This window comes from Tenacibaculum aquaeponti, from assembly GCF_057221555.1.
On the sequence record NZ_CM170147.1, the window covers coordinates 375183 to 395390 of the forward strand.

Here is a 20208-nt window from a genome sequence, read left to right on the forward strand (position 1 = left end):
TGTAAAAAAAAAGAGACACTAATAATAGTGTCTCTTAATTTTATCATATTGTCTCGTCCTGAAATAGCGTTACACAAATTTGTAACCTTATGAACGACAACATTTACCGCAAACGTACTCAGAAAGATTATACGATGAGTTTTAAACTTTCGGTTGTATCGGAAGTAGAAAAAGGCGAATTAACCTACAAACAAGCTCAACTTAAATATGGGATTCAAGGAAGAAGTACTGTTTTAGTATGGTTGAGAAAATATGGTAACTTTGATTGGACTGATCAAACACCATCTAATATGCCAAAATCACCAGAACAAAAATTATTAGAGTTAGAGCAAAAATTACGTCAATTAGAAAAGCAAAACAATCGTTTAAAAGCTCAAGCAGCAGCATCAGAGAAGAAAGCGATACTGTTTGATATGATGATTGATTTAGCTGAGAAAGAGTATAATATTCCTATTAGAAAAAACTCCAAAACCGAGTAATTGATATGTTTGTTTTACAAAAGAAAGAAAGTATTTCTTCTACCTGTAAATTACTTGGGTTTAGCAGACAGGTCTATTATCAAGCTAACTATAGAGTTAAGAAATCTCAATCAATAGCCAATAAGGTTGTTGAATTGGTTAAGCGTGTAAGAATGGAACAACCAAGGATTGGGACAAGAAAACTGTATTATCTTCTTTCGGAGGAATTAAGCAGTTTAGCTGTTGGAAGAGATCGATTATTTGATATTTTACGAGCTAATAAACTATTGATAAAACGACAAAAGAGTTATCACATTACAACCAACTCTCATCATCGTTTTAGAAAACATACTAATCTTATTGAAAATCTGGAAATAAATAGACCAGAACAAGTATGGGTAGCAGATATTACATATTTAGGCAATCGTAAGAACCCTATGTATTTATCATTAATTACAGATGCATATTCTAAGAAAATCATAGGATATCATTTGGATAAAACTTTAGAAGTAAGCTCAACGGTAAAAGCCTTGGAGATAGCTATGAAAAATAGAGTATATCCAGAGAAGGAACTTATCCATCATTCAGATAGAGGATTGCAGTACTGTAGTAACATCTATCAAAATATTTTATCAAAACATAATATTAAATGTAGTATGACAGAATCATACGATCCATATCAAAATGCGATAGCTGAACGGGTTAATGGAATCTTAAAACAAGAGTTCTTTATTGCTACCACAAATCTAGATATTAAGATAATGAAGAAAATAGTAAAGCAATCAATAACTATTTATAACTCTAAAAGACCGCATTGGTCATGTCATTTTAAAACTCCTAACCAGGCACATCAACAAAATAAAATGAAGATAAAATCATATCGAAAAAAAACATCATCTAAAGCTATAGCTTTAGATGATGTTTAATATATTTAATCAATAAATAACTGTAACGGTTATTTAGGACTAGTCATATAATTAAATTACTTAATCATCATTTTTATTATCGATCCAATTTTTAGCATTAATAAATGCTTCTAACCATGGAGAAACTTCGTCTTTTCTACCTTCAGGATAATATGGCCAGTTCCATTGGAATGTAGAACGTTCAATATGTGGCATAGTAACTAAATGTCTTCCTGTTTTATCAGTTAACATGGCTACGTTATAATCTGAACCGTTAGGATTATGAGGGTATTCTTCGTAAGCGTACTTAGCTACAACATTATATTCGTTTTCTTGTTTAGGTAAATTAAATTTACCTTCACCATGAGAAATCCAAACACCTAAAGTACTTCCTGCTAAACTAGATAGCATTACAGAGTTATTTTCTTGAACTTTCACAGATGTAAACGAACTCTCATGCTTGTTAGAATCGTTATGAATCATTTTTCCATGAATATCATGTTCTGGATTAATTAGCTCTAATTCCATCCATAGCTGACACCCATTACAAATACCAACTGATAAAGTATCTTCTCTTTCAAAGAATTTCTTTAATGCAGTATTTGCTTTTTCATTATATAAAAATGCTCCAGCCCATCCTTTAGCAGAACCTAAAACATCTGAGTTAGAAAAACCACCTACAGCACCAATGAATTGGATGTCTTCTAAAGTTTCTCTTCCAGATATTAAATCAGTCATATGAACATCTTTAACGTCAAAACCAGCTAAATACATGGCATTTGCCATTTCTCTTTCTGAGTTAGAACCTTTTTCTCTAATAATAGCAGCCTTAGGTTTTGGCTTGGTAGTATCTATTTTTGGTAATTCACCAGTAAAATTATTAGGAAAAGTATATGTTAAAGGCTGGTTTTTATAGTTTTGGTAACGATCTTCAGCTAAGTTATTTGCAGTTTGTTTTTGATCTAATAAATATGAAGTTTTATACCAAACATCTCTTAATTCACTAATTGATAAAGAAAATAAATCAGTATTATTCTTAATATTAATTCTATCAGATTCAGTTACTGAACCTATTTTAAAGAATTCAATAGCATTAGCTTTTAATGTATCTTCTATAGAACTATCACTTGCTTGGATTACAATTCCTGAGTTTTCAGCAAATAATAAACGTAAAGAATCATTTTCATTTAGCGCAGATAAATCTAAGTTAGCTCCGGTATTTGTATTTGCAAAACATAATTCTAAAAGAGTAGTAATTAAACCACCCGAAGCAACATCATGTCCAGCAACAATCTTTTCTTGCTTAATTAATTCTTGAATAGTATTAAAAGCTTTTTTGAAAAAAGCTGCATTTTTTATTGATGGTACTTCATTACCTATCTTATTTACAACTTGACTAAAAGAACTACCACCTAATTTAAAACTATCCTGTGATAAATTGATGTAGTAAATATCTCCTTTATTTTGTTGAAAAACTGGCTCTACAACTTTAGTAATATCATTACAATTTGCAGCTGCTGATATAACTACTGTACCTGGAGAAATCACGTCTTCATTAGGATACTTTTGTTTCATTGATAAAGAATCTTTACCTGTAGGAACATTTATACCTAAATCAATAGAGAATTCAGAAACTGCTTTTACAGCTTTGTATAATCTAGCATCTTCACCTTCATTTTTACAAGGCCACATCCAGTTTGCAGATAAAGAAACCGATTGTAAATTATCTTTCAAAGGTGCCCAAATAATATTCGTTAAAGCTTCAGCAATTGAATTTAAACTTCCTGCTCTAGAATCTATCAAACCAGAAATAGGAGAGTGGCCAATAGAAGTAGCAATTCCTTCTTTACCTTTAAAGTCTAGTGCCATAACACCAACATTATTTAAAGGTATTTGTAATTGTCCAACACACTGTTGTTTAGCTACTTTACCACCAACACAACGATCTACTTTATTTGTTAACCAATCTTTACAAGCAACAGCTTCTAATTGTAAAACTTGATGTAAGTACGATTCAAAGTTTTCACTAGAATATGTAATTTCTTTATAGTTACGATTGATTGTTTTATCTGTCATTATTGTTTTTGGAGAACTTCCAAACATGTCAGATAAAGCTAAATCCATTGGTGTATTACCTTTAGTTTTAGATTTAAATGTAAAACGATGATCGTTAGTAACATCACCAACAGTATAGATAGGAGAACGTTCTCTTTCTGCAATTCTATTTAATATTTCAGAATTTTCTTCTGAAATTACTAATCCCATTCTTTCTTGAGATTCGTTTCCAATAATCTCTTTATCAGATAATGTAGGATCTCCAACAGGAAGTTGATCTAAGTCAATTTTTCCACCTGTATCTTCTACTAATTCAGATAAACAATTTAAATGTCCACCAGCTCCATGATCGTGAATAGAAACAATAAAGTTTTCTTCACTTTCAACCATTCCTCTTACTGCATTGGCAGCACGTTTTTGCATTTCTGGATTAGATCTTTGAACAGCATTTAATTCAATACCTGAAGAAAATTCACCAGTATCAGCAGAAGAAACTGCAGCTCCTCCCATACCAATTCTGTAATTTTCACCTCCAAGAATTACAATTTTATCACCTTCTTTAGGTGTGTCTTTTAAAGCTTGATCTGCTTTAGCATATCCAATTCCACCAGCTTGCATAATTACTTTATCAAACCCTAACTTTCTAGCATCTTCTTCATGTTCAAAAGTTAAAACTGATCCACAAATTAATGGCTGTCCGAATTTATTTCCGAAATCAGAAGCTCCATTTGAAGCTTTAATTAAAATATCTATTGGTGTTTGGTATAACCATTTTCTTTCATCCATGGCTTTTTCCCAAGGACGATTTTCTTCTAAGCGAGAATAAGAAGTCATGTATACAGCAGTACCGGCCATTGGAATAGAACCTTTACCACCCGCTAAACGATCTCTAATTTCTCCCCCCGAACCAGTAGCTGCTCCATTAAATGGCTCTACAGTAGTAGGGAAGTTATGTGTTTCTGCTTTTAATGAAATCACAGATTCAAACTCTTTGGTTTCGTAGAAATCAGGTTTATCTGCACTTTTTGGAGCAAATTGTTCAACCTTAGGACCTTTTATAAAAGCGACATTATCTTTATATGCAGAAACAATATCATTTGGATTTTGTTTCGAAGTTTCTTTAATCATTTTGAATAAAGAAGTAGGTTGTTCTTCTCCATCTATGACAAAAGTTCCATTAAAAATTTTATGTCTACAGTGTTCTGAGTTTACTTGTGAAAAACCAAAAACTTCAGAATCTGTAAGTTTTCTTCCAATTCTTTCAGAAACTTCATTCAAATATTCAACTTCTTCGCTACTTAATGCTAAACCTTCTTGCTCATTATAAGTTGCAATATCTTCAATTGCTATAATTGGTTCGGGTCTAATGTTTATGGTGTACGTTTCTTGATCTAATTTTTCAAATTTTTGAGAAATCATTGGATCAAATTCTGAAAAATCTTTAGCTACAGCATTAAATTCTTCAATTCTTATAATACCTTCAATACCCATATTTTGGGTGATTTCAACGGCATTTGTACTCCAAGGTGTAATCATAGCCGCTCTTGGTCCAACAAAAAAGGCGTCGATAGACGCCACGTTTATTTTAGGTTGATTACCAAATAACCAAGTTAATTTTGCTATAGTCTCAGATGTTAATTCTTCTGTTGTTTGAACAGCAAAAACCTTGCTGCTTGTGTTTCCAAAGAAATGAATCATTATGTTAAGTTGTGTTTACGTGTTGTTATAAGGGTGTAAATTTAATTCTTTTGGATGAAATAGAAGCATAAAAAAAGCGGCAAAATTTTGCCGCTTTAATTTTTACTTTACTAATATCTTTTGATGTTTATCTCCAGAATTTGTCTTTATTTTTAAAAAGTATATTCCAGTTAGTAAATTTTTAATGAAGATTGTGTTTTCATTTAAGTTTTTAGAAGAATTAAAAACTTCTTTACCATCTATAGAAAATACACTTATTCTATTAATAGTAATATTAGTTTTGTTTTGAATCTTTATAGTTCCATTAATAGTTGGAATAGGAAAAACTTTAATATTATTTAGAATTTCTTCATTTACGCTAGCTGTAGCTGTATTATGAATTCCGATATTGTCTACATTATCTTGTGGAAATTCTTCCCATTCATTTATTAAATCAAAAGTAGTGTTAGGGGTAACTACAGTTAATTTTCTTCGTAATGTTTTGTCTTTAGCAAAATTAGCTGTTCCTCCATTGAAAACACCAATAATATCTATTAAAACATCATTTTTAAATAAACCTACAGGATCATTTCCATTAAAGTTTATTGGTTCTCCGTTGTTAGTTGCACTAGAATTTGGATGATTCAAGTCAGCTTCATCAATTAGTTTTTGAATAGAAGAGCTACCGTTAATGATTACATACACATCGCCTGCAGCTATTGTTCCTGAAAGATTAAGAGGAGCAGACCAAGTTGAACCACCATTTCCGTTTCTTTTAATACTATACACAGATAAATCAATTGGATTAGAAGTAACATTTGCGATTTCAATAGCTTTATTATTACTTGACCCTTCTACATATTCTGAGAAAAATAGTTCATTTGCGCTTGAAGTTCCCCCATCTGTAGTTGTTGCGTTTACTACAGTACTTAATGAAGAAGAATTACCAACTGCATCTTTTGCTAAAACTTGAACACTATAAGTAGTAGAGGCTGTTAAACTATTTGCAGTATATTCTGTATTCGTACTAGTTCCATTTACACTTCCATCAATATAAATTTCATATTCAGTGACAGCAGTATTATCGGTAGATGCACTCCAAGAAACTTTAAATGTAGTATCTGTTTCGTTACTAATAACAATATTTGTTGGAGTAGTAGGAGCAGTTGTATCTTCTAAAGTTTTAGGTGTTATTGGAGAAGTTTGAGCTGACTCATTACCAACAGCATCTTTAGCTAAAACCGAAATAGAAAATGTTGTATTAGAAGCTAAATTATTTAACGTATGGTTTGTACTTGTTACATTAGTGTTTAGATTTCCATCTACATAAATATCGTAACTAGTTACATCAACATTGTCCGTTGAAGCTGTCCAAGAAATGTCAATAGATGAAGTAGTGATGTTACTTGCCATTAAATTTGTTGGTACAGTTGGAGCTTCTGTATCTGAATTTGAATAAATTCCCCAAATATCTTCCGCATCTGGTCCTCCCCAAATTCTTGTAGCTAATCTTGGATTATCGATGAAAGGGTTTCTATTTCCTTGAGCATAAGTGTTTGAAGTATTTTCATGAAAAGTATTTCTTTGTTTTTCAACATCAGAAACAGGATCTTCTGCATTCCATTGTAAAAATAAATCAATCATGTCATCTGGAGTAGCAGATGAATTACCAACACCAACTTGTGTAGGTTTACATTGGTCTCCATATCTCAAATACATGTACATAATAATTCTAGCTACATCACCTTTCCATTCGTCTCCAGGGTACCATCCATTTGTAACAGCTCCAGAATTACCAGATCCTGTAGCAAATTTTTTATTACCCCTTGATGAATTAATTTGCGTATCAGAAGGACGTAAATTATGAGCGTCAGCATACGGAGGTCCGTTAGTACCACCTGCATCTAGATCAGGATTGGCTAATGAGTTAGCATAAACATGCTCTCGGTTCCATTCTCCGTTGTTTCCTCCATTATCATTAATTCCTCTAGTTCTAGAAGTAGATCCAGAAGTACTGTAACCATAAATAAGTAAAACTTCAGAACTGTTAACGGGATTAATATCAGTAGCTCTTGAAGCTTCCCATATTCCAGGAGTATAATCTAAAGCGTTGGTGTGAGTATTAATTATTTTTACAGCCAAAGCGTTTTTTAATGATGTTCCGGTAAGGTTTAAGTCTACATCACTGTAGTAACTTTGCTGGGCATAAATAGAGCTTGTTATAGTAAAGTATAACAAAGCAAAAATAGTTAAAGGTATTTTTTTTACCATAAATAACTTTTTTAAGAATTGATTTAAAAACTATAATTTAATTTTTTCTAGGTATTCTATCTCTTTCAATTTTACCTTTTTTAATTGCTTTATAATTTTCATAACAATTTAACACAGCCTCAATTAACTGTAAGTCACTAGCTTTTTTAATGAAGTATTCAGAATAATTACAATCATCTAACAGTTTTGTTAATTGTTGTTTATCCATTTCTAAATATTCCATCATTACTTCTCTGTCAAATTTGCCTGCTAACATTTTACGCAAGTCATCTTCTTTCTTTAGCTTTTGTAATTTTTTTAGTTGTTTAGGTTTTTTCCCAAATAAGTTATAAACGAGATCTACAGGGTTGAGAAGTTTAGCAATGGGAGAGGAGATTTTTTGTGGTCTTCCAACTTCATAAGTCTGTGGTAATCCATTTAAATGTATTCTAGTAAATTTATCTTTAGGAACCTGTTTTATATCTACTTCTAATACACCAATTAATTTAGTAGACTTTATAATAATTTCTTTAACTTCTTCTGGTTTTTCGTTCAAAGCTATTTCTAATTCGTTACCTTTTAGTAAATCATTAGTTACTTTCAATTTAATAGACTCAAAACCTAAAAAAGATACTAAAACAGTGTCGTTTGCTTTAGCAGTTAATTCAAAAAGTCCTTTTTCATTTGTGATAGTACCAATTACGGTATTTAAATTAAGTACATGTGAAGCGCTAAGCGGTTTCTTTGTAACTGCATGAACAACTTGCCCTCTTAATTTGTTTTCTTGAGCGAAAGTGTTGTAAACTGTTAAGATAAGTAATAGTAAAGATAATTTTTTTAGCATAATGCAATAATACGGAATATTTATGGTGATATTAGTCAATTATACGTTAAAGAACTTTCAAAAAATATACCATAAAAAAACGTTTCTCTAATTATAAAGAAACGTTTTGAGTGCGCATAAGAAGATTCGAACTTCCACATTCATAAGAATACTGCCCCCTCAAGGCAGCGCGTCTACCAATTCCGCCATATGCGCTTAAATAAAAAAAGTTAAGCAAATGCTTAACTTTATGTGACCGGGCTGGGGCTCGAACCCAGGACCCTCTCCTTAAAAGGGAGATGCTCTACCAACTGAGCTACCCGGTCAATAACTCTTCTTTCGAAAAGCGAGTGCAAATATATATACGTTTTTTGAAACTTGAAAGTATTTTTTATGTTTTTTTTTTAATCTTTGTAACTCTAAAAATTATTTCAATGAAAACTATACTGTTAGGTTATATGGGGAGTGGTAAATCTACTATCGGAAAATTACTTTCGGAAGAGAAAAAACTACCTTTTATTGATCTAGATCATTATATAGAAGGTAAATTAAATAAAACAATTCCAGAAATTTTCGATGTAGAAGGAGAGATATTTTTTAGATTAAAAGAGCATGAATGCTTAAAAGAACTTTTAGAAAGAGAAAATGATTTTATTCTTTCTTTAGGAGGTGGCACTCCTTGTTATGCTGGAAATATGGATGTAATTAATAAGAAAGAAAATGTAATTTCCATTTACTTAAGAACTTCCATTAATACAATAGTAGAAAGGTTAAAGAAAGAAAAAGAATCAAGACCTTTAATTGCTAAATTAAATGATGGTGAATTACATGAGTTTATAGCAAAACATTTATTTGAACGTAGTTTTTTCTACGAACAAGCTTCACATAAAATAAATACTAACAATAAAAATATAGATGATATTTTATTAGAAATTAAATCTATTCTAAAAAAGCGATAATATTATTATCATTAAATTCAACTACAACATGTTCTTTTATAGATGTTGATAATGAAATACCTTTAAAATCGGCTTTTATAGGGTATTTTTTATGATTTCTATTTACCAATACAGCTGTTTTAAATTTCTTTAAAGGAACGCCTAAAAAGTGTTTTACAGCATATATCAAAGTAGTTCCAGAATGTAAAACATCATCTACTAATACCAAAGGTTTGTTAGTATAATCTTTAACGGTAATATCAGTTGTAATTTCTTCTAAAGGATTTTTTTTGTTAATACTTACTTTACAGAGAGTGATATTTAAATCAGAAATATTTTTAAGTTCTTCAACAATCTTTTCTGCTAACAAAAAACCATTATTTGCTATACCTGCAATAACAACTTCATTTTCTAAATGATTTACTTCGTAAATCTGATATGCGATTCTTTTAATTTTTTGATGAACCTGTGTCGTGTTCAGTATGATATTGTTTGTCTCGATCATGGTGCAAATTTATGAATCTTCTTCATTAGTTTCGTAATAATCTTCAATATCTCTTCTGTCTTTTTTGGTAGGTCTTCCTGTGCCTTTTTTTCTATAATAGTCTTTTGCGTATTTTAACAATTCAGTTTTTTCAAACTCTTCCTTTGGAGTTATATCTTTTCTATATAAATCAACTAATTTAGCACCAACTCTATTCGGTGGTATGTCTAGAACAATTATTTTATAATTGATTTGATTTTTACGGATTGTTATAGTTTCACTTCCAAAAATATCTCTAGAAGGTTTACATATTTTATCATCTATTTTTACCTGTCCTTTTTTACAAGCAGTTGTAGCTATATTTCTTGTTTTAAACAATCTGATACACCATAAATATTTATCAATTCTCATTCAAAAAGTTAATTTTTTGTTGACTTCTTTTTACAAAGGTATAAAAATGGTAAATTGCAGCCCTAAATAAAAATAAATGATGAAAATAAAACATATACTATTAGTTGGTATTATTTCAATTTTAGTGTATTCGTGTGGTGATGATGGTCCTGTAAGTACAGTAGACCCAAACTTTGATCATGCAGCACAATCTGCTATTGATAATGATTCGTTGGTTAAATTTTTTAAAAATCATTATTATGATTTAGATACAGATATAGTAAAGCCGATGGAGGCAGGAAAAACGCCACTATCAGAAGATCCTAATTTAAAAACTCAAGATGTAGTTGATAATATAAATGGGAAAGAAATTGATTTTAAATTATATGCCTATGTTAGAAATGAAGGTTCTTCTCCTAAAGGATTTCCAACTGTAGTAGATTCTGTTTTAGTAAATTATTCAGGAAGAAAGATCTTAGATACTGAAAGAATTAGTCCTGTGCAATTTGATGTTAATGTAAACACTTGGTTCGTTTTAGGATCTGGAGTAATACGTGGTTGGACTTATGGAATGACAAATTTTAAAGGAGGAATAAATACCACTAATCCTAACGAACCATTAACTTTTTCAAATAAAGGTAAAGGAGTTTTATTTATTCCTTCTGGATTAGCTTATAGAAATGAAGGCCTTGTTGCTGGAGGAATTTTAGCTAATGATATTTTAATGTTTTATGTAGAAGTAAATGATATTGTTGTAGATACTGATGGAGATGTTGATGGAATACCTTCTATATTAGAAGATTTAGATGGCGATGGGAAACCATGGAATGATGATACAGATGGAGACGGTTTACCAAATTTTGTTGATACAGATGATGATGGAGACCTTGTTTTAACAAGAAATGAGGATACAAAAATTAAAGATGGTAACCCATTAAATGATTTTAGTGACCCTAACAATCCAACTTTACCAGATTATTTAAATCCAGAAGTTAGAAAATCAAAAGATGACTAAATTCATTTTTTTTAAATAGTATAGTATAAAAAATAAAAAGGACAACGAATTCGTTGTCCTTTTTATTTGAGGAAATTTATAATTTCTTTTTAATTAAAATCTATATGAAAGTCCTATAATAATTTGATTAACTCGAGTGTCAAAATTAGTAGTATTATTAACTCCTCCAATATTAGAAATTATTTCAGATTCAACATCAGAAAAAGCTCTTTCCCAGCGTAAATCTATACCAACTTTACCTAATTCAACACCACCACCTAATTGTAAGCCTACAGTAAACCCATCAGCTTTAAGATCAGAAACTGCATCAAAATTCAAATCACCATCAAGAAGATATTGAAAAGAAGGACCAATATGCGCGTAAGCAACTTTAAAGAATTTTTTTCCTAATAGTACAGGAATATCAATTTTTTGAAAATCATAACCTACTTTTTGTGTAGTAGTAGCAGTAGTTTTTAAATCTACTTCACTTTTTAAAGAAGTATAAACTAATTCAGGACGAACATACCAGCCAGACATTGGTAATTTAAATCGTAACCAAACACCGGCGTGAAAACCTGTTCTGCTTTCAGCATTCCCGTTAATAATATCATCTGACACTTCTTTAAACGAATCTGAGTTGTAGTTTATACCTCCTTTAATACCAAAACCTATTTGCGCTTCAGAAAATTGTACTGCTGCAAATAATAAGCATAATGTAAAAATAAGTTTCTTCATAATTTTACTTTTAGAATTATTATATATAAAAAAAACGAGTTAATAACTCGTTTATTTTCTCTTTATTACTTTCTTAACTGCTGCTATTACTGCTTCATCGTTAATTTTGTATTTTTTCATCAATTGATCTGGTGTTCCAGATTCACCAAAACTATCATCTACAGCAACAAATTCTTGTGGAGTAGGAGTGTTCTCTGCTAAACAACGTGCTACGCTTTCGCCTAATCCACCTAATTTATTATGTTCTTCAGCAGTAACAATACATTTTGTTTTAGCTACAGATGCTAAAATAGCTTCTTCATCTAAAGGTTTTATAGTGTGAATGTTAATTACTTCAGCAGAAATTCCATCTTTTTCTAATGCTTCTGCAGCTAATAAAGATTCCCAAACTAAATGACCAGTTGCAACGATAGTTACATCTGTACCTTCAGTTAATTTGATAGCTTTTCCAATTTTAAATTCACCTTGTGGCATGAATACAGGAACTTTTGGTCTTCCAAATCGTAAATAAACTGGTCCATCATGCTCAGCGATAGCGATAGTAGCTTCTTTAGTTTGGTTATAGTCACAAGTATTAATTACAGTCATACCAGGTAACATTTTCATTAACCCGATATCTTCTAAAATTTGGTGTGTAGCTCCATCTTCACCTAAAGTTAAACCTGCGTGAGAAGCACATATTTTAACATTTTTGTGTGAATACGCGATAGATTGACGAATTTGATCGTAAACTCTTCCCGTAGAGAAGTTAGCAAATGTTCCAGTGAAAGGAATTTTACCGCCAATAGTAAGTCCAGCTGCTATTCCCATCATGTTTGCTTCTGCAATACCTACTTGAAAAAAGCGATCTGGATGATTTTTTTCGAATTCATTCATTTTTAATGAACCTGTTAAATCAGCACATAAGGCTACTACATTAGGATTTGTTTTTCCTAATTCAGTTAAACCGTCACCAAAACCAGAACGTGTATCTTTTTTTTCTGTAAATGTGTATTTTTTCATTGTTGTGTTGTAAATTCTGACCAAAAATAAACTTTTAGCTTATAAGAAGCTTATAAATTTTCTAATTCTTTATATAATTTATGAACAGGTAGTCCCATAACATTAAAATAGCTTCCTTCTATTTTGTTAATTCCTATTTTACCTATCCAATCTTGTATTCCGTATGCTCCAGCTTTATCAAAAGGTTCGTAATTTTCTATATAGTAATGAATTTCTTCATTTGTAAGTTCTCTAAAGTTAACCAAAGAAGTATCATGAAGTATTTTTTGAAAGTTTTTTCCTTTAATACTTACAGAGGTAATTACTTTATGACTTCTATTGGATAAACTTTTAAGCATATTAAAAGCGTCATCATAATCTTTTGGTTTACCAAGTGCTTTATCGTTTAGCCAAACAATAGTATCAGATGTAATTAATATATCATTATCTTTAAGTTCATTATCAAAAGCTTTTGATTTTAAATCGGCTAAAAAATCTGTAATTTGTACTTCTTTAAAATGATCAGGAAAAATTTCATCTACTTCTTTTAAACGAATCTCAAATTCTAAATTTAAATCTCGAAAAAATTGTTGACGTCTTGGTGAACCAGAAGCAAGAATGATATTATATTTTGCTAGTTTTTCTTTAAGCATGATTAGTAATTCTTTTTCAAACGAGCTAAATCTCTTTTATTATCACGATCTTTTATTGTGTTTCGTTTGTCATGAGTTTTTTTACCTTTAGCTAAGGCAATATCTAATTTAGCCCAACCATTTTCATTGATAAATAAACGTAAGGGAACTATTGTATTACCTTTTGCTTCAACTTCACGAGCTAGTTTTTTTAGTTCTTGTTTATTTAATAAAAGTCTACGTTCACTTTTAGGATTATGATTGTAATGGTGTCCAAAAGCATATTCTTCTATATACATATTAATTACAAACAATTCACCTCGTTCATTAAATTCACAAAAGCTTTCTGTGATTCTAGCTTTACTTTGTCGAATAGATTTGATTTCTGTACCCGTTAATTGGATACCAGCAGTATATTTATCTATAATCTCGTATTCAAAACGAGCTTTTTTATTCTGTATGTTTATTTTTTTCTGCATAATTCCTCAGCAATAAGCTACAAAATTAAATAATATTATTTAGCAGTAAGCATAGAAATATTATAATTAATTCCAAAGTTAGCAAAAGTACTACTCAAACGTCCGCCTCTTGCTTTTACATAACCAATACCACTTCTTAGACTTAAGTTTTCTAATAGTTTTATATCAACACCAAAACTAGGTTTCACAATTAACCCTTGTCCAGTACTTATTCCGCCACCTCCAGCAGCTCCACCTAATAATTGACCATAGATACTTAATTTATCTTTTAGAAAACGTTTAGATTCAGCACCTAAACCAACAATTCCTTCTGCATATGCTCCTGCATCTCCAAAATTAGCAAATGAAGTCTGACCAGCAGCATATATGTATTTATTTAAGAATACATTGACTTGTAATGAAATTTGATGCATGTCTAAGTTGAAATTACCATTTCTTGCAGCATCCAAATACCAATCTTGTTTTATGATAGTTTGTATTCCTTTGAATTTAAAACTATTTGGTTCAGAAAAACTTGAAGTAGTTCCTTCTTTATCAACATAATATTTTAATCCAACTCCAAAAGTAGAAGTTAAAAAATGAGCATCAGGACTCATTAAGTATCCTTTATTTATGGTTGCATAAAAATTGTCAAATAATTTTTGCTCTAATGAAATATCAGGATAAATTAAGAAACCACCTTTAGTGTCAACTCCGCCGCCGCCACCGGCTCCAATTCCAAATTTAGCTTGAATATTAGTTCTATTTTTATTCAGAGATAAATGATAACCGCCACCTAAGAAAATGTCCATATAACCAGCAGGAATTCCATGGAAAGCACCGTCTGCTCTAACAAAGAATAGCCAATTCTTATTTAAAAAAGATATAAATTCAAAACCAGCTAGCCTTATAGTTCTTTCTTTAATAGCTTCTCCTGTTGTGAATTGTGAATCACCCTCAACTGATAAATTATTTAAATGCACCATTAAAGAAATTCTGTTAGATTTAGTGTTCCAATTGCTATTTTTTAAATCTTCAAAAGTGTATTTAACTTCTTTATTTTTAAAATCAGAATGATTAAAATTCAATGGTATTTGTACTGAAGCATAAAATTGATTGCTATTAATTGTGCCACCATCAAAAAAGTCTATGTAACTCCAACCTGAAGATATAGAGAAGTGCTTAAAATCATAACCTAAATTAAAATGAGGTAGTATAAAAGCACCGCCTCCATCAGGAGCTGAAGCACCACCACCACCACCAAAATGTATTCCAGTGTCAACAAAAAAGTTTTTATAAAATTTATAATTAACACCAGCATTCACTCCTAAAGTAAAAAAACCACCTCTAATACCACCTATGGCACCATAGAAACCTAATCCTGCATAACTCCAATCATTCAATTTTATGTTATAATGAATACCTGTAAAATCCATATTAGGTTCATTATTATTAGGCATTTTGATACTTAAAAAATCTACTTGCGCAAATCCTATTTGAGTTTTATGGTTTGTTGTTTCTTTAATTTGTGCGTAAAAAAAATGAACGCTTAGTGATAAAAATAACACTAGCGTTCTGAAAAAACTGTTAGTCATTAGTTCTTAATATGGTTTATGAATTTGTTGTCTTTTTCCATTTATATATGAAGCAACGAAAGCATCGTCAAATCCATATTTTAATAATTGACGTCTAAAATTTTGAGCTTCTTTTAATGTTTCAAATAAACCGATAGAGTATCTCAAGTAATCGTCATCAGATAAATTTCCTGCAATTGTTTTAGATAATAAAGGGTATCTTTTTTCTGTAAAAGCACCGATTTGTACTGAATATACTTTCTTACCTTTAATTCCATCCTTAATAGCAGATATTTTACCATTTCCAGTAGAAGAAACTTCATCATTATATTCATCATTATAATCCTCACCTTGGAGATCACCTGTGTTTGCTGTTTGAATACTATCGATAATTCTATCTATTTGTTCTTGATTTAATGCTGATGTTTTTGAGGAAGGCCCACCAAATTTCCCCTGATAGGCGAAATAAGCTATGGCCAAACTAATACCAGCTATAAAGCTTAGTATTATATTCCTATTTCTAGAAATACTTTTTACATCTGCTATTTCTTCTGCTTTTTCATTCAATTCATTTTCTAAATCTTCATTTTTAGAATTTAAGTCTTTAATTTCTTGTTGTAAATCTTCTAGTTCTTGATCGTTTAAAAAAGGCATTGAGTTGAGTTAAATTGATTATTAATAGCTAAAATACAAATCTTTTTAAAATATAAATAAACTGTTGTGTAAGTAGTTATAATTTATAAGGGGCGCGTAGCCTAAAAGACCTAGGCTACGCTAGTGTTTCCCCCTTAAACACTTTTCAGTAGCTACCTCTAACTTAGTTAAGTAACTAAGTCAAATATAAAAAAAACTATTTAATTTTTGAACTGATTATAAAAACCTTAGATTCATTAAGGAGCTTTGTTCCAAAAAGATAAAGATCTCCACCGGATTTAATTTTAGTTTCTTTTCTTATTTGATCTACAGATTTCCCAAAGTTTCTTACAGTTATATTGGCTTTTTTTTGAGGGACTTCTCTTATAATATTTTTTTTATTATAGGGTATAGTTTTTTTTATTTTAAAAGTCCTTCCAGGAAAATCTATTAATTCATTTGATGTGTATAAATGAGTATGTTTATGTAGTTTTTTTATATTGAAATGTGTTGCAATTTGATAAAAAGCTCCAGACTTAAGAATTGCTGCATTTGGTTCGTAAAGATATTCTAAAGGCAAACTGTATTCTGGATTTTGCTTAATTTCAGAAATACCAAACTTAAATTTTTGGATTTCTGTTTTTAAAATATTTGCAGTTTTTATTATTGTTTCGTTATTGTAATTTTTCTCTAACAAAAACAATAACTCTTTAACTTCATTATTAATTGCTATAATGTGAATTGTTTTTACATTTCTTAATTCATTTATAGCAGAAGAAAGATCTAATAAAGGAGAGGCTTTTATAAATATTTGATTTGATTTTGAGAATAAAATTTCTAATGAATCTGGTACATTTGGAGTACAATCTTTTAAGAAAAAAACTTTGTTTTGTTGTGAGTCTCTTCTGGAAGGATCAACATAAATACAGTCAAGTTTTTCTTTATGATTTTTTACAAATTGAATACCATTATCATTTATAGTTTCAATGTTATTAATGTCAAGTTGAATGAAATTGTGCTGAACTATATTAGAAAGCTCAGAATTGATTTCGCAATGAAAAACAATATCAAAAAATTTTGAAAAATAATAAGAATCTACTCCAAAACCACCTGATATATCTGCAATGCTTTTCCCTGTAATTAGTTTAGATTTGTATGCTGCGGTAATTTCCGAAGATGTTTGCTCTATAGAAATTTTAGCAGGATAATAAATGTTTTTAGTGTTAAACCAAGTTGGGAGTTTTTTCTCGCTTTTTTGTCTTGCTTGTATCTGATTTACGAGTTCTTGTATAGTGATATTATCAAAAGGACTCCCTTTAAAAATGAGTTTCGAAATATCACTTTTTAAATTGGAGTTTATAAAATCCTGTACGTCAGTTCTTAAAATATTTGTATTCAAAAAAAGTAAAAAAATATGGCTTCTGATAGTCAAAAATACTGATATTTTTATGAATTTCGCGCCTCAATTTTTGCAACAAACATTTAATATTTATGATTAAAAACAGTTTTTTGATGTTGTGTCTAGTGTTATGTTCATTTACAGCTAGTGCACAATTTTATGTATCTTTTAGTGGAGGATATGCATTCGCAGCAGGAGAGAAAGAATTTGGAACTAATTCTGTTTTATCTCCTACAGGTATTGTTAATCTTGGTACTTTTGAAGGTAGTTATGGAGAAGGAGTGCAAACTCAATTAAGAGGTGGTTACTTTTTTAATGAAAAATGGGGAGTAGAAGTAGGTGTAGGATATATCTACGGAACTGACCAACAGTTTCAAAAAGTAGAAGGGATTTTAGACATGAAAACTAGGGGTAGAGCTTTTGGTGCATCTTTGTCTGGAGTTTATAATGTTACTAAAAACATTTATGTACGTGCGGGTATGCTTACTAAAATTGCAGGAAAAACAGAAGCTGTAGTAGATTTAACGCTTCCTGCTGCTTTAACAGGGAGAGGCGATATTAAAGCTGATTTTACTACAGATTTTAGAGGAGAATTCCCATTAGGATTTATTGGTGCAGCTGGATATAAATTCCCGATTACAGAGAGATTATCTTTATTTGCAGAAGTAGAATATATGTCTATCGATGTTACTAGAGATATTTCTGAATTGGGAGAATATAAAGCGACATTAAATGGAGTTATTGATGTTCCAGCTGAAGCTTTAGCTCAACAATTAGGAGCTACTCCTTTATCAGAATTAAGTTTATTATTACAAGAAAGATTACAGTGGGGTGAAAATGGATTACCTTCTCCTGAAGCGCCATATTCTTCATTTGGAATCAATTTTGGAATTACTTATAACTTTAAGTAATTAATAAAATTTTACATAAAAACAAAAAAGAGGCTTAAATAAGCCTCTTTTTTGTTTTATAATCCTTTTACGTTTTTGAGTTCTGATAGATCGAAATTAGTGTTACTGATTTTGGCATCAGTAAAATCTGCTCCAGAAAGATCTTTAGCTTTCGTGATTCTTGCATCGGTTAAATCAGTATTAATAAAAATAGTATTTCTCGCCCATCCATTAGAAAACTGAATATTTCTAAGGTTTGAGTTAGTTAAATTAGCCCCTTCTAATTTTGCTCTTTGTAATTCAGCATTTTCAAAATTAGAATTAGCTAAATTAATTCCAGATAAATAAGCTCCTGTTAAATTTGTGTTTTTAAAATAACAATGTGAAAAATCTGAAGCAGCATAAATTTTATCTAATTCATCTGTGTTAATACCTGAGTTTACTAAGAATAATAAAAGTTGAGTTCTTTCTGAACTATATGTTTTATTAGAAAGTTTACTGTCTTCTTCTAAAATTTTATAAGGTGTTAAACTGTGAGAAAGTGAGATAATTCTAGATCTTATATTTTTGGTTACTTTTCCATTGTTTCTTCCAATTGCATCATAAATACCCTCTAATTGAAAGCTGTAAGAACTTTTTCTTGTTCCTTCAACAAGAGCGTTTTGAGTTCTAATTAAGTCATTCTGTTTTACTAATATATATAACGATACTAAAGACGGAACTATAGAAAACAATAATAAAATAACACTTAATAGACGTACACGAACAAATCGTTGTACTAAGGATGTAAGTAAATTAGCAGAAGTATCTGGAGAAACTTTTCTTTCTGTATGAAATTCCGTAAACCAGTTGTTAAAGTTTTTATTTAATGAAGCTCCTGTGAATAATTTCCATGTCCAACTTAAAGTTTTCTTTGTACGTTCTTGTTTTCGTTGAGCTTTTTGGTTTGCTCTGTCTACTTTAGCACGTAAAGCATCATTTTCTTTTTGTAGTTTTTCTAATTCGTTTTGGAGATTATCTTCCATAATAATTTATTTAAAGATTGGCTTTAATCATTCTGTCGTTACCAAATAAATCTTGTTTTAAAGTTACGTTTTTAAACCCTTTATGAATCAACATTTCTTTGGTTTCTATTCCTAAATACTGATTGATTTCAAAAAAAAGAATTCCATTTGGATTTAAAGCGTATTTAGCTACATCAGCAATTCTTTTATAAAAAATCAACGGATCATCATCTTCTACAAATAACGCTAAATGTGGTTCATTATTTAGTACGTTATTTTTTATTTCTTGTTTTTCTAGATTTCTTACATAAGGAGGGTTAGAAATTATGATATCGAATGTATTTTCTAATTCTTTTTCAGAAAGTATATCATGTAAAAGGAAAGTAACATTAACATTATTGTATTTAGCATTATTCTTTGCTGTTTCAATTGCTTTCTCAGAAATATCTAAAGCAAATACATCTGCTGAAGGAATTTCTTTTTTTATAGTTATAGGAATACAACCTGATCCAGTACCAATATCTAATATTTTAATATTATTATCAACAATAGAAGATTCTTTAACCCAACTAATCAGTTCTTCGGTTTCTGGTCGAGGAATTAAAACATTGGGGTTTACATAAAATCTATATCCATAAAATTCAGTAGAACCTAAAATGTATTGAATTGGTTCTTCATTTTTTAATCGATTTAATATATTATGGAATAATTCTAGTTTGTTTGGATTTATAATGGTAGCCTTTTGAGTAAAAAGATCAAGTAAACTTAACCCCATTTTATCTTCAATAATTCTAAAAAAGAAAGCATCGATCTCTTTTTTAGGGTATATATTTTCTAGTTCTTTATTAAAAAAAGTTCTGAAGTCGTTTAGCTTCATATATTCAAGGTAAATTGGTACTTTTGATGAGTCAAATTTATAGAAAAC

18 protein-coding genes and 2 tRNA genes are annotated in these 20208 nt (G+C 30.1%); 4 read left to right on the forward strand and 16 right to left on the reverse strand.

The genetic code is table 11. The features are described from left to right. Positions 1–89: 89 nt before the first annotated feature. A protein-coding gene (locus AC2TEO_RS01760) for an IS3 family transposase (protein ID WP_442266462.1) occupies positions 90–1384 on the forward strand; the annotation gives its coding sequence in 2 pieces (ribosomal slippage) (positions 90–456 and positions 456–1384; 1296 coding nt in all). A gap of 60 nt (positions 1385–1444) precedes the next feature. Here the strand turns inward: AC2TEO_RS01760 and purL are convergent. The 5 genes from purL to AC2TEO_RS01785 all read right to left on the reverse strand — a co-directional run bounded on the left by purL (position 1445) and on the right by AC2TEO_RS01785 (position 8494). Continuing rightward, positions 1445–5116: a phosphoribosylformylglycinamidine synthase gene (gene purL / locus AC2TEO_RS01765; RefSeq protein ID WP_442266463.1), complete on the reverse strand. Its 3672-nt coding sequence runs from the start codon at positions 5114–5116 to the stop codon at positions 1445–1447. A gap of 102 nt (positions 5117–5218) precedes the next feature. Further along, the gene (locus AC2TEO_RS01770; RefSeq protein WP_442266464.1) at positions 5219–7366 is read right to left on the reverse strand and encodes an endonuclease; all 2148 of its coding nucleotides are present in this window, start codon (positions 7364–7366) and stop codon (positions 5219–5221) included. Between the two features lie 37 nt (positions 7367–7403). After that, entirely contained in the window at positions 7404–8189 is a 786-nt protein-coding gene (locus tag AC2TEO_RS01775; RefSeq protein ID WP_442266465.1) for a carboxypeptidase-like regulatory domain-containing protein, read from the reverse strand. A 111-nt stretch (positions 8190–8300) separates the two neighbouring features. Continuing rightward, a tRNA-Leu gene (locus AC2TEO_RS01780) sits at positions 8301–8384 on the reverse strand. 37 nt (positions 8385–8421) lie between these two features. Beyond that, positions 8422–8494: transfer RNA gene (locus AC2TEO_RS01785), tRNA-Lys, on the reverse strand. A 108-nt stretch (positions 8495–8602) separates the two neighbouring features. Here AC2TEO_RS01785 and AC2TEO_RS01790 point away from each other — a divergent pair. Beyond that, positions 8603–9127, forward strand: coding sequence for a shikimate kinase (locus AC2TEO_RS01790; RefSeq protein ID WP_442266466.1), 525 nt, complete (start codon positions 8603–8605; stop codon positions 9125–9127). Here the strand turns inward: AC2TEO_RS01790 and AC2TEO_RS01795 are convergent. Together AC2TEO_RS01795 and hslR are read right to left on the reverse strand one after the other, a co-directional pair. After that, positions 9108–9611, reverse strand: a complete 504-nt coding sequence (locus tag AC2TEO_RS01795) for a phosphoribosyltransferase family protein (RefSeq protein ID WP_442266467.1) — start codon at positions 9609–9611, stop codon at positions 9108–9110. The genes AC2TEO_RS01790 and AC2TEO_RS01795 overlap by 20 nt on opposite strands. Before the next feature lie 9 nt (positions 9612–9620). Continuing rightward, positions 9621–10001 (reverse strand): Hsp15 family ribosome-associated heat shock protein, encoded by a 381-nt coding sequence (gene hslR / locus AC2TEO_RS01800; protein ID WP_442266468.1) that lies wholly within the window; start codon positions 9999–10001, stop codon positions 9621–9623. A gap of 76 nt (positions 10002–10077) precedes the next feature. Here hslR and bamM point away from each other — a divergent pair, with 76 nt between their 5' ends. Beyond that, the gene (gene bamM / locus AC2TEO_RS01805) at positions 10078–10995 is read left to right on the forward strand and encodes a beta-barrel assembly machine lipoprotein BamM (protein ID WP_442266469.1); all 918 of its coding nucleotides are present in this window, start codon (positions 10078–10080) and stop codon (positions 10993–10995) included. A gap of 93 nt (positions 10996–11088) precedes the next feature. Here the strand turns inward: bamM and AC2TEO_RS01810 are convergent, their stop codons facing one another. The 7 genes from AC2TEO_RS01810 to AC2TEO_RS01840 all read right to left on the reverse strand — a co-directional run bounded on the left by AC2TEO_RS01810 (position 11089) and on the right by AC2TEO_RS01840 (position 17389). After that, on the reverse strand, positions 11089–11712 hold the full coding sequence (locus AC2TEO_RS01810) for a porin family protein (protein ID WP_442266470.1): 624 nt from the start codon (positions 11710–11712) through the stop codon (positions 11089–11091). A gap of 51 nt (positions 11713–11763) precedes the next feature. Continuing rightward, positions 11764–12714 carry a transketolase family protein gene (locus tag AC2TEO_RS01815; RefSeq protein ID WP_442266471.1) on the reverse strand — a complete coding sequence of 317 codons (951 nt, stop codon included), beginning with the start codon at positions 12712–12714 and terminating at the stop codon, positions 11764–11766. Positions 12715–12764: 50 nt separating this feature from the next. After that, complete coding sequence (locus tag AC2TEO_RS01820; RefSeq protein ID WP_442266472.1) at positions 12765–13346, reverse strand: Maf family nucleotide pyrophosphatase; 582 nt, start codon at positions 13344–13346, stop codon at positions 12765–12767. A 2-nt stretch (positions 13347–13348) separates the two neighbouring features. Continuing rightward, complete coding sequence (gene smpB, locus AC2TEO_RS01825) at positions 13349–13804, reverse strand: SsrA-binding protein SmpB (protein ID WP_173862354.1); 456 nt, start codon at positions 13802–13804, stop codon at positions 13349–13351. 35 nt (positions 13805–13839) lie between these two features. Next, the gene (locus tag AC2TEO_RS01830) at positions 13840–15378 is read right to left on the reverse strand and encodes a hypothetical protein (protein ID WP_442266473.1); all 1539 of its coding nucleotides are present in this window, start codon (positions 15376–15378) and stop codon (positions 13840–13842) included. Positions 15379–15384: 6 nt separating this feature from the next. Beyond that, positions 15385–16011 (reverse strand): SPOR domain-containing protein, encoded by a 627-nt coding sequence (locus AC2TEO_RS01835; protein WP_442266474.1) that lies wholly within the window; start codon positions 16009–16011, stop codon positions 15385–15387. A 196-nt stretch (positions 16012–16207) separates the two neighbouring features. After that, positions 16208–17389 carry a THUMP-like domain-containing protein gene (locus AC2TEO_RS01840; protein ID WP_442266475.1) on the reverse strand — a complete coding sequence of 394 codons (1182 nt, stop codon included), beginning with the start codon at positions 17387–17389 and terminating at the stop codon, positions 16208–16210. Positions 17390–17502: 113 nt separating this feature from the next. Between AC2TEO_RS01840 and AC2TEO_RS01845 the strand changes: the two genes are divergently transcribed. Then, entirely contained in the window at positions 17503–18300 is a 798-nt protein-coding gene (locus AC2TEO_RS01845) for an outer membrane beta-barrel protein (protein WP_442266476.1), read from the forward strand. A 56-nt stretch (positions 18301–18356) separates the two neighbouring features. On the opposite strand, the gene AC2TEO_RS01850 is transcribed toward AC2TEO_RS01845, so the two are convergent. Both AC2TEO_RS01850 and prmC read right to left on the reverse strand, forming a co-directional pair. Beyond that, a complete protein-coding gene (locus tag AC2TEO_RS01850; RefSeq protein ID WP_442266477.1) occupies positions 18357–19304 on the reverse strand; it encodes a pentapeptide repeat-containing protein in 948 nt (315 codons plus the stop codon). A gap of 10 nt (positions 19305–19314) precedes the next feature. After that, on the reverse strand, positions 19315–20160 hold the full coding sequence (gene prmC, locus AC2TEO_RS01855) for a peptide chain release factor N(5)-glutamine methyltransferase (protein ID WP_442266478.1): 846 nt from the start codon (positions 20158–20160) through the stop codon (positions 19315–19317). Between the last annotated feature and the right edge of the window lie 48 nt (positions 20161–20208).

Coding starts and splice junctions, on each gene's coding strand:
- AC2TEO_RS01850 (WP_442266477.1), bottom strand. CDS start 19,304: ATGGAAGATAATCTCCAAAACGAATTAGAAAAACTACAAAAAGAAAAT.
- hslR (WP_442266468.1), bottom strand. CDS start 10,001: ATGAGAATTGATAAATATTTATGGTGTATCAGATTGTTTAAAACAAGA.
- smpB (WP_173862354.1), bottom strand. CDS start 13,804: ATGCAGAAAAAAATAAACATACAGAATAAAAAAGCTCGTTTTGAATAC.
- AC2TEO_RS01810 (WP_442266470.1), bottom strand. CDS start 11,712: ATGAAGAAACTTATTTTTACATTATGCTTATTATTTGCAGCAGTACAA.
- AC2TEO_RS01820 (WP_442266472.1), bottom strand. CDS start 13,346: ATGCTTAAAGAAAAACTAGCAAAATATAATATCATTCTTGCTTCTGGT.
- AC2TEO_RS01845 (WP_442266476.1), top strand. CDS start 17,503: ATGTTGTGTCTAGTGTTATGTTCATTTACAGCTAGTGCACAATTTTAT.
- AC2TEO_RS01790 (WP_442266466.1), top strand. CDS start 8,603: ATGAAAACTATACTGTTAGGTTATATGGGGAGTGGTAAATCTACTATC.
- AC2TEO_RS01775 (WP_442266465.1), bottom strand. CDS start 8,189: ATGCTAAAAAAATTATCTTTACTATTACTTATCTTAACAGTTTACAAC.
- bamM (WP_442266469.1), top strand. CDS start 10,078: ATGATGAAAATAAAACATATACTATTAGTTGGTATTATTTCAATTTTA.
- AC2TEO_RS01795 (WP_442266467.1), bottom strand. CDS start 9,611: ATGATCGAGACAAACAATATCATACTGAACACGACACAGGTTCATCAA.
- AC2TEO_RS01835 (WP_442266474.1), bottom strand. CDS start 16,011: ATGCCTTTTTTAAACGATCAAGAACTAGAAGATTTACAACAAGAAATT.
- AC2TEO_RS01770 (WP_442266464.1), bottom strand. CDS start 7,366: ATGGTAAAAAAAATACCTTTAACTATTTTTGCTTTGTTATACTTTACT.
- purL (WP_442266463.1), bottom strand. CDS start 5,116: ATGATTCATTTCTTTGGAAACACAAGCAGCAAGGTTTTTGCTGTTCAA.
- AC2TEO_RS01830 (WP_442266473.1), bottom strand. CDS start 15,378: ATGACTAACAGTTTTTTCAGAACGCTAGTGTTATTTTTATCACTAAGC.
- prmC (WP_442266478.1), bottom strand. CDS start 20,160: ATGAAGCTAAACGACTTCAGAACTTTTTTTAATAAAGAACTAGAAAAT.
- AC2TEO_RS01815 (WP_442266471.1), bottom strand. CDS start 12,714: ATGAAAAAATACACATTTACAGAAAAAAAAGATACACGTTCTGGTTTT.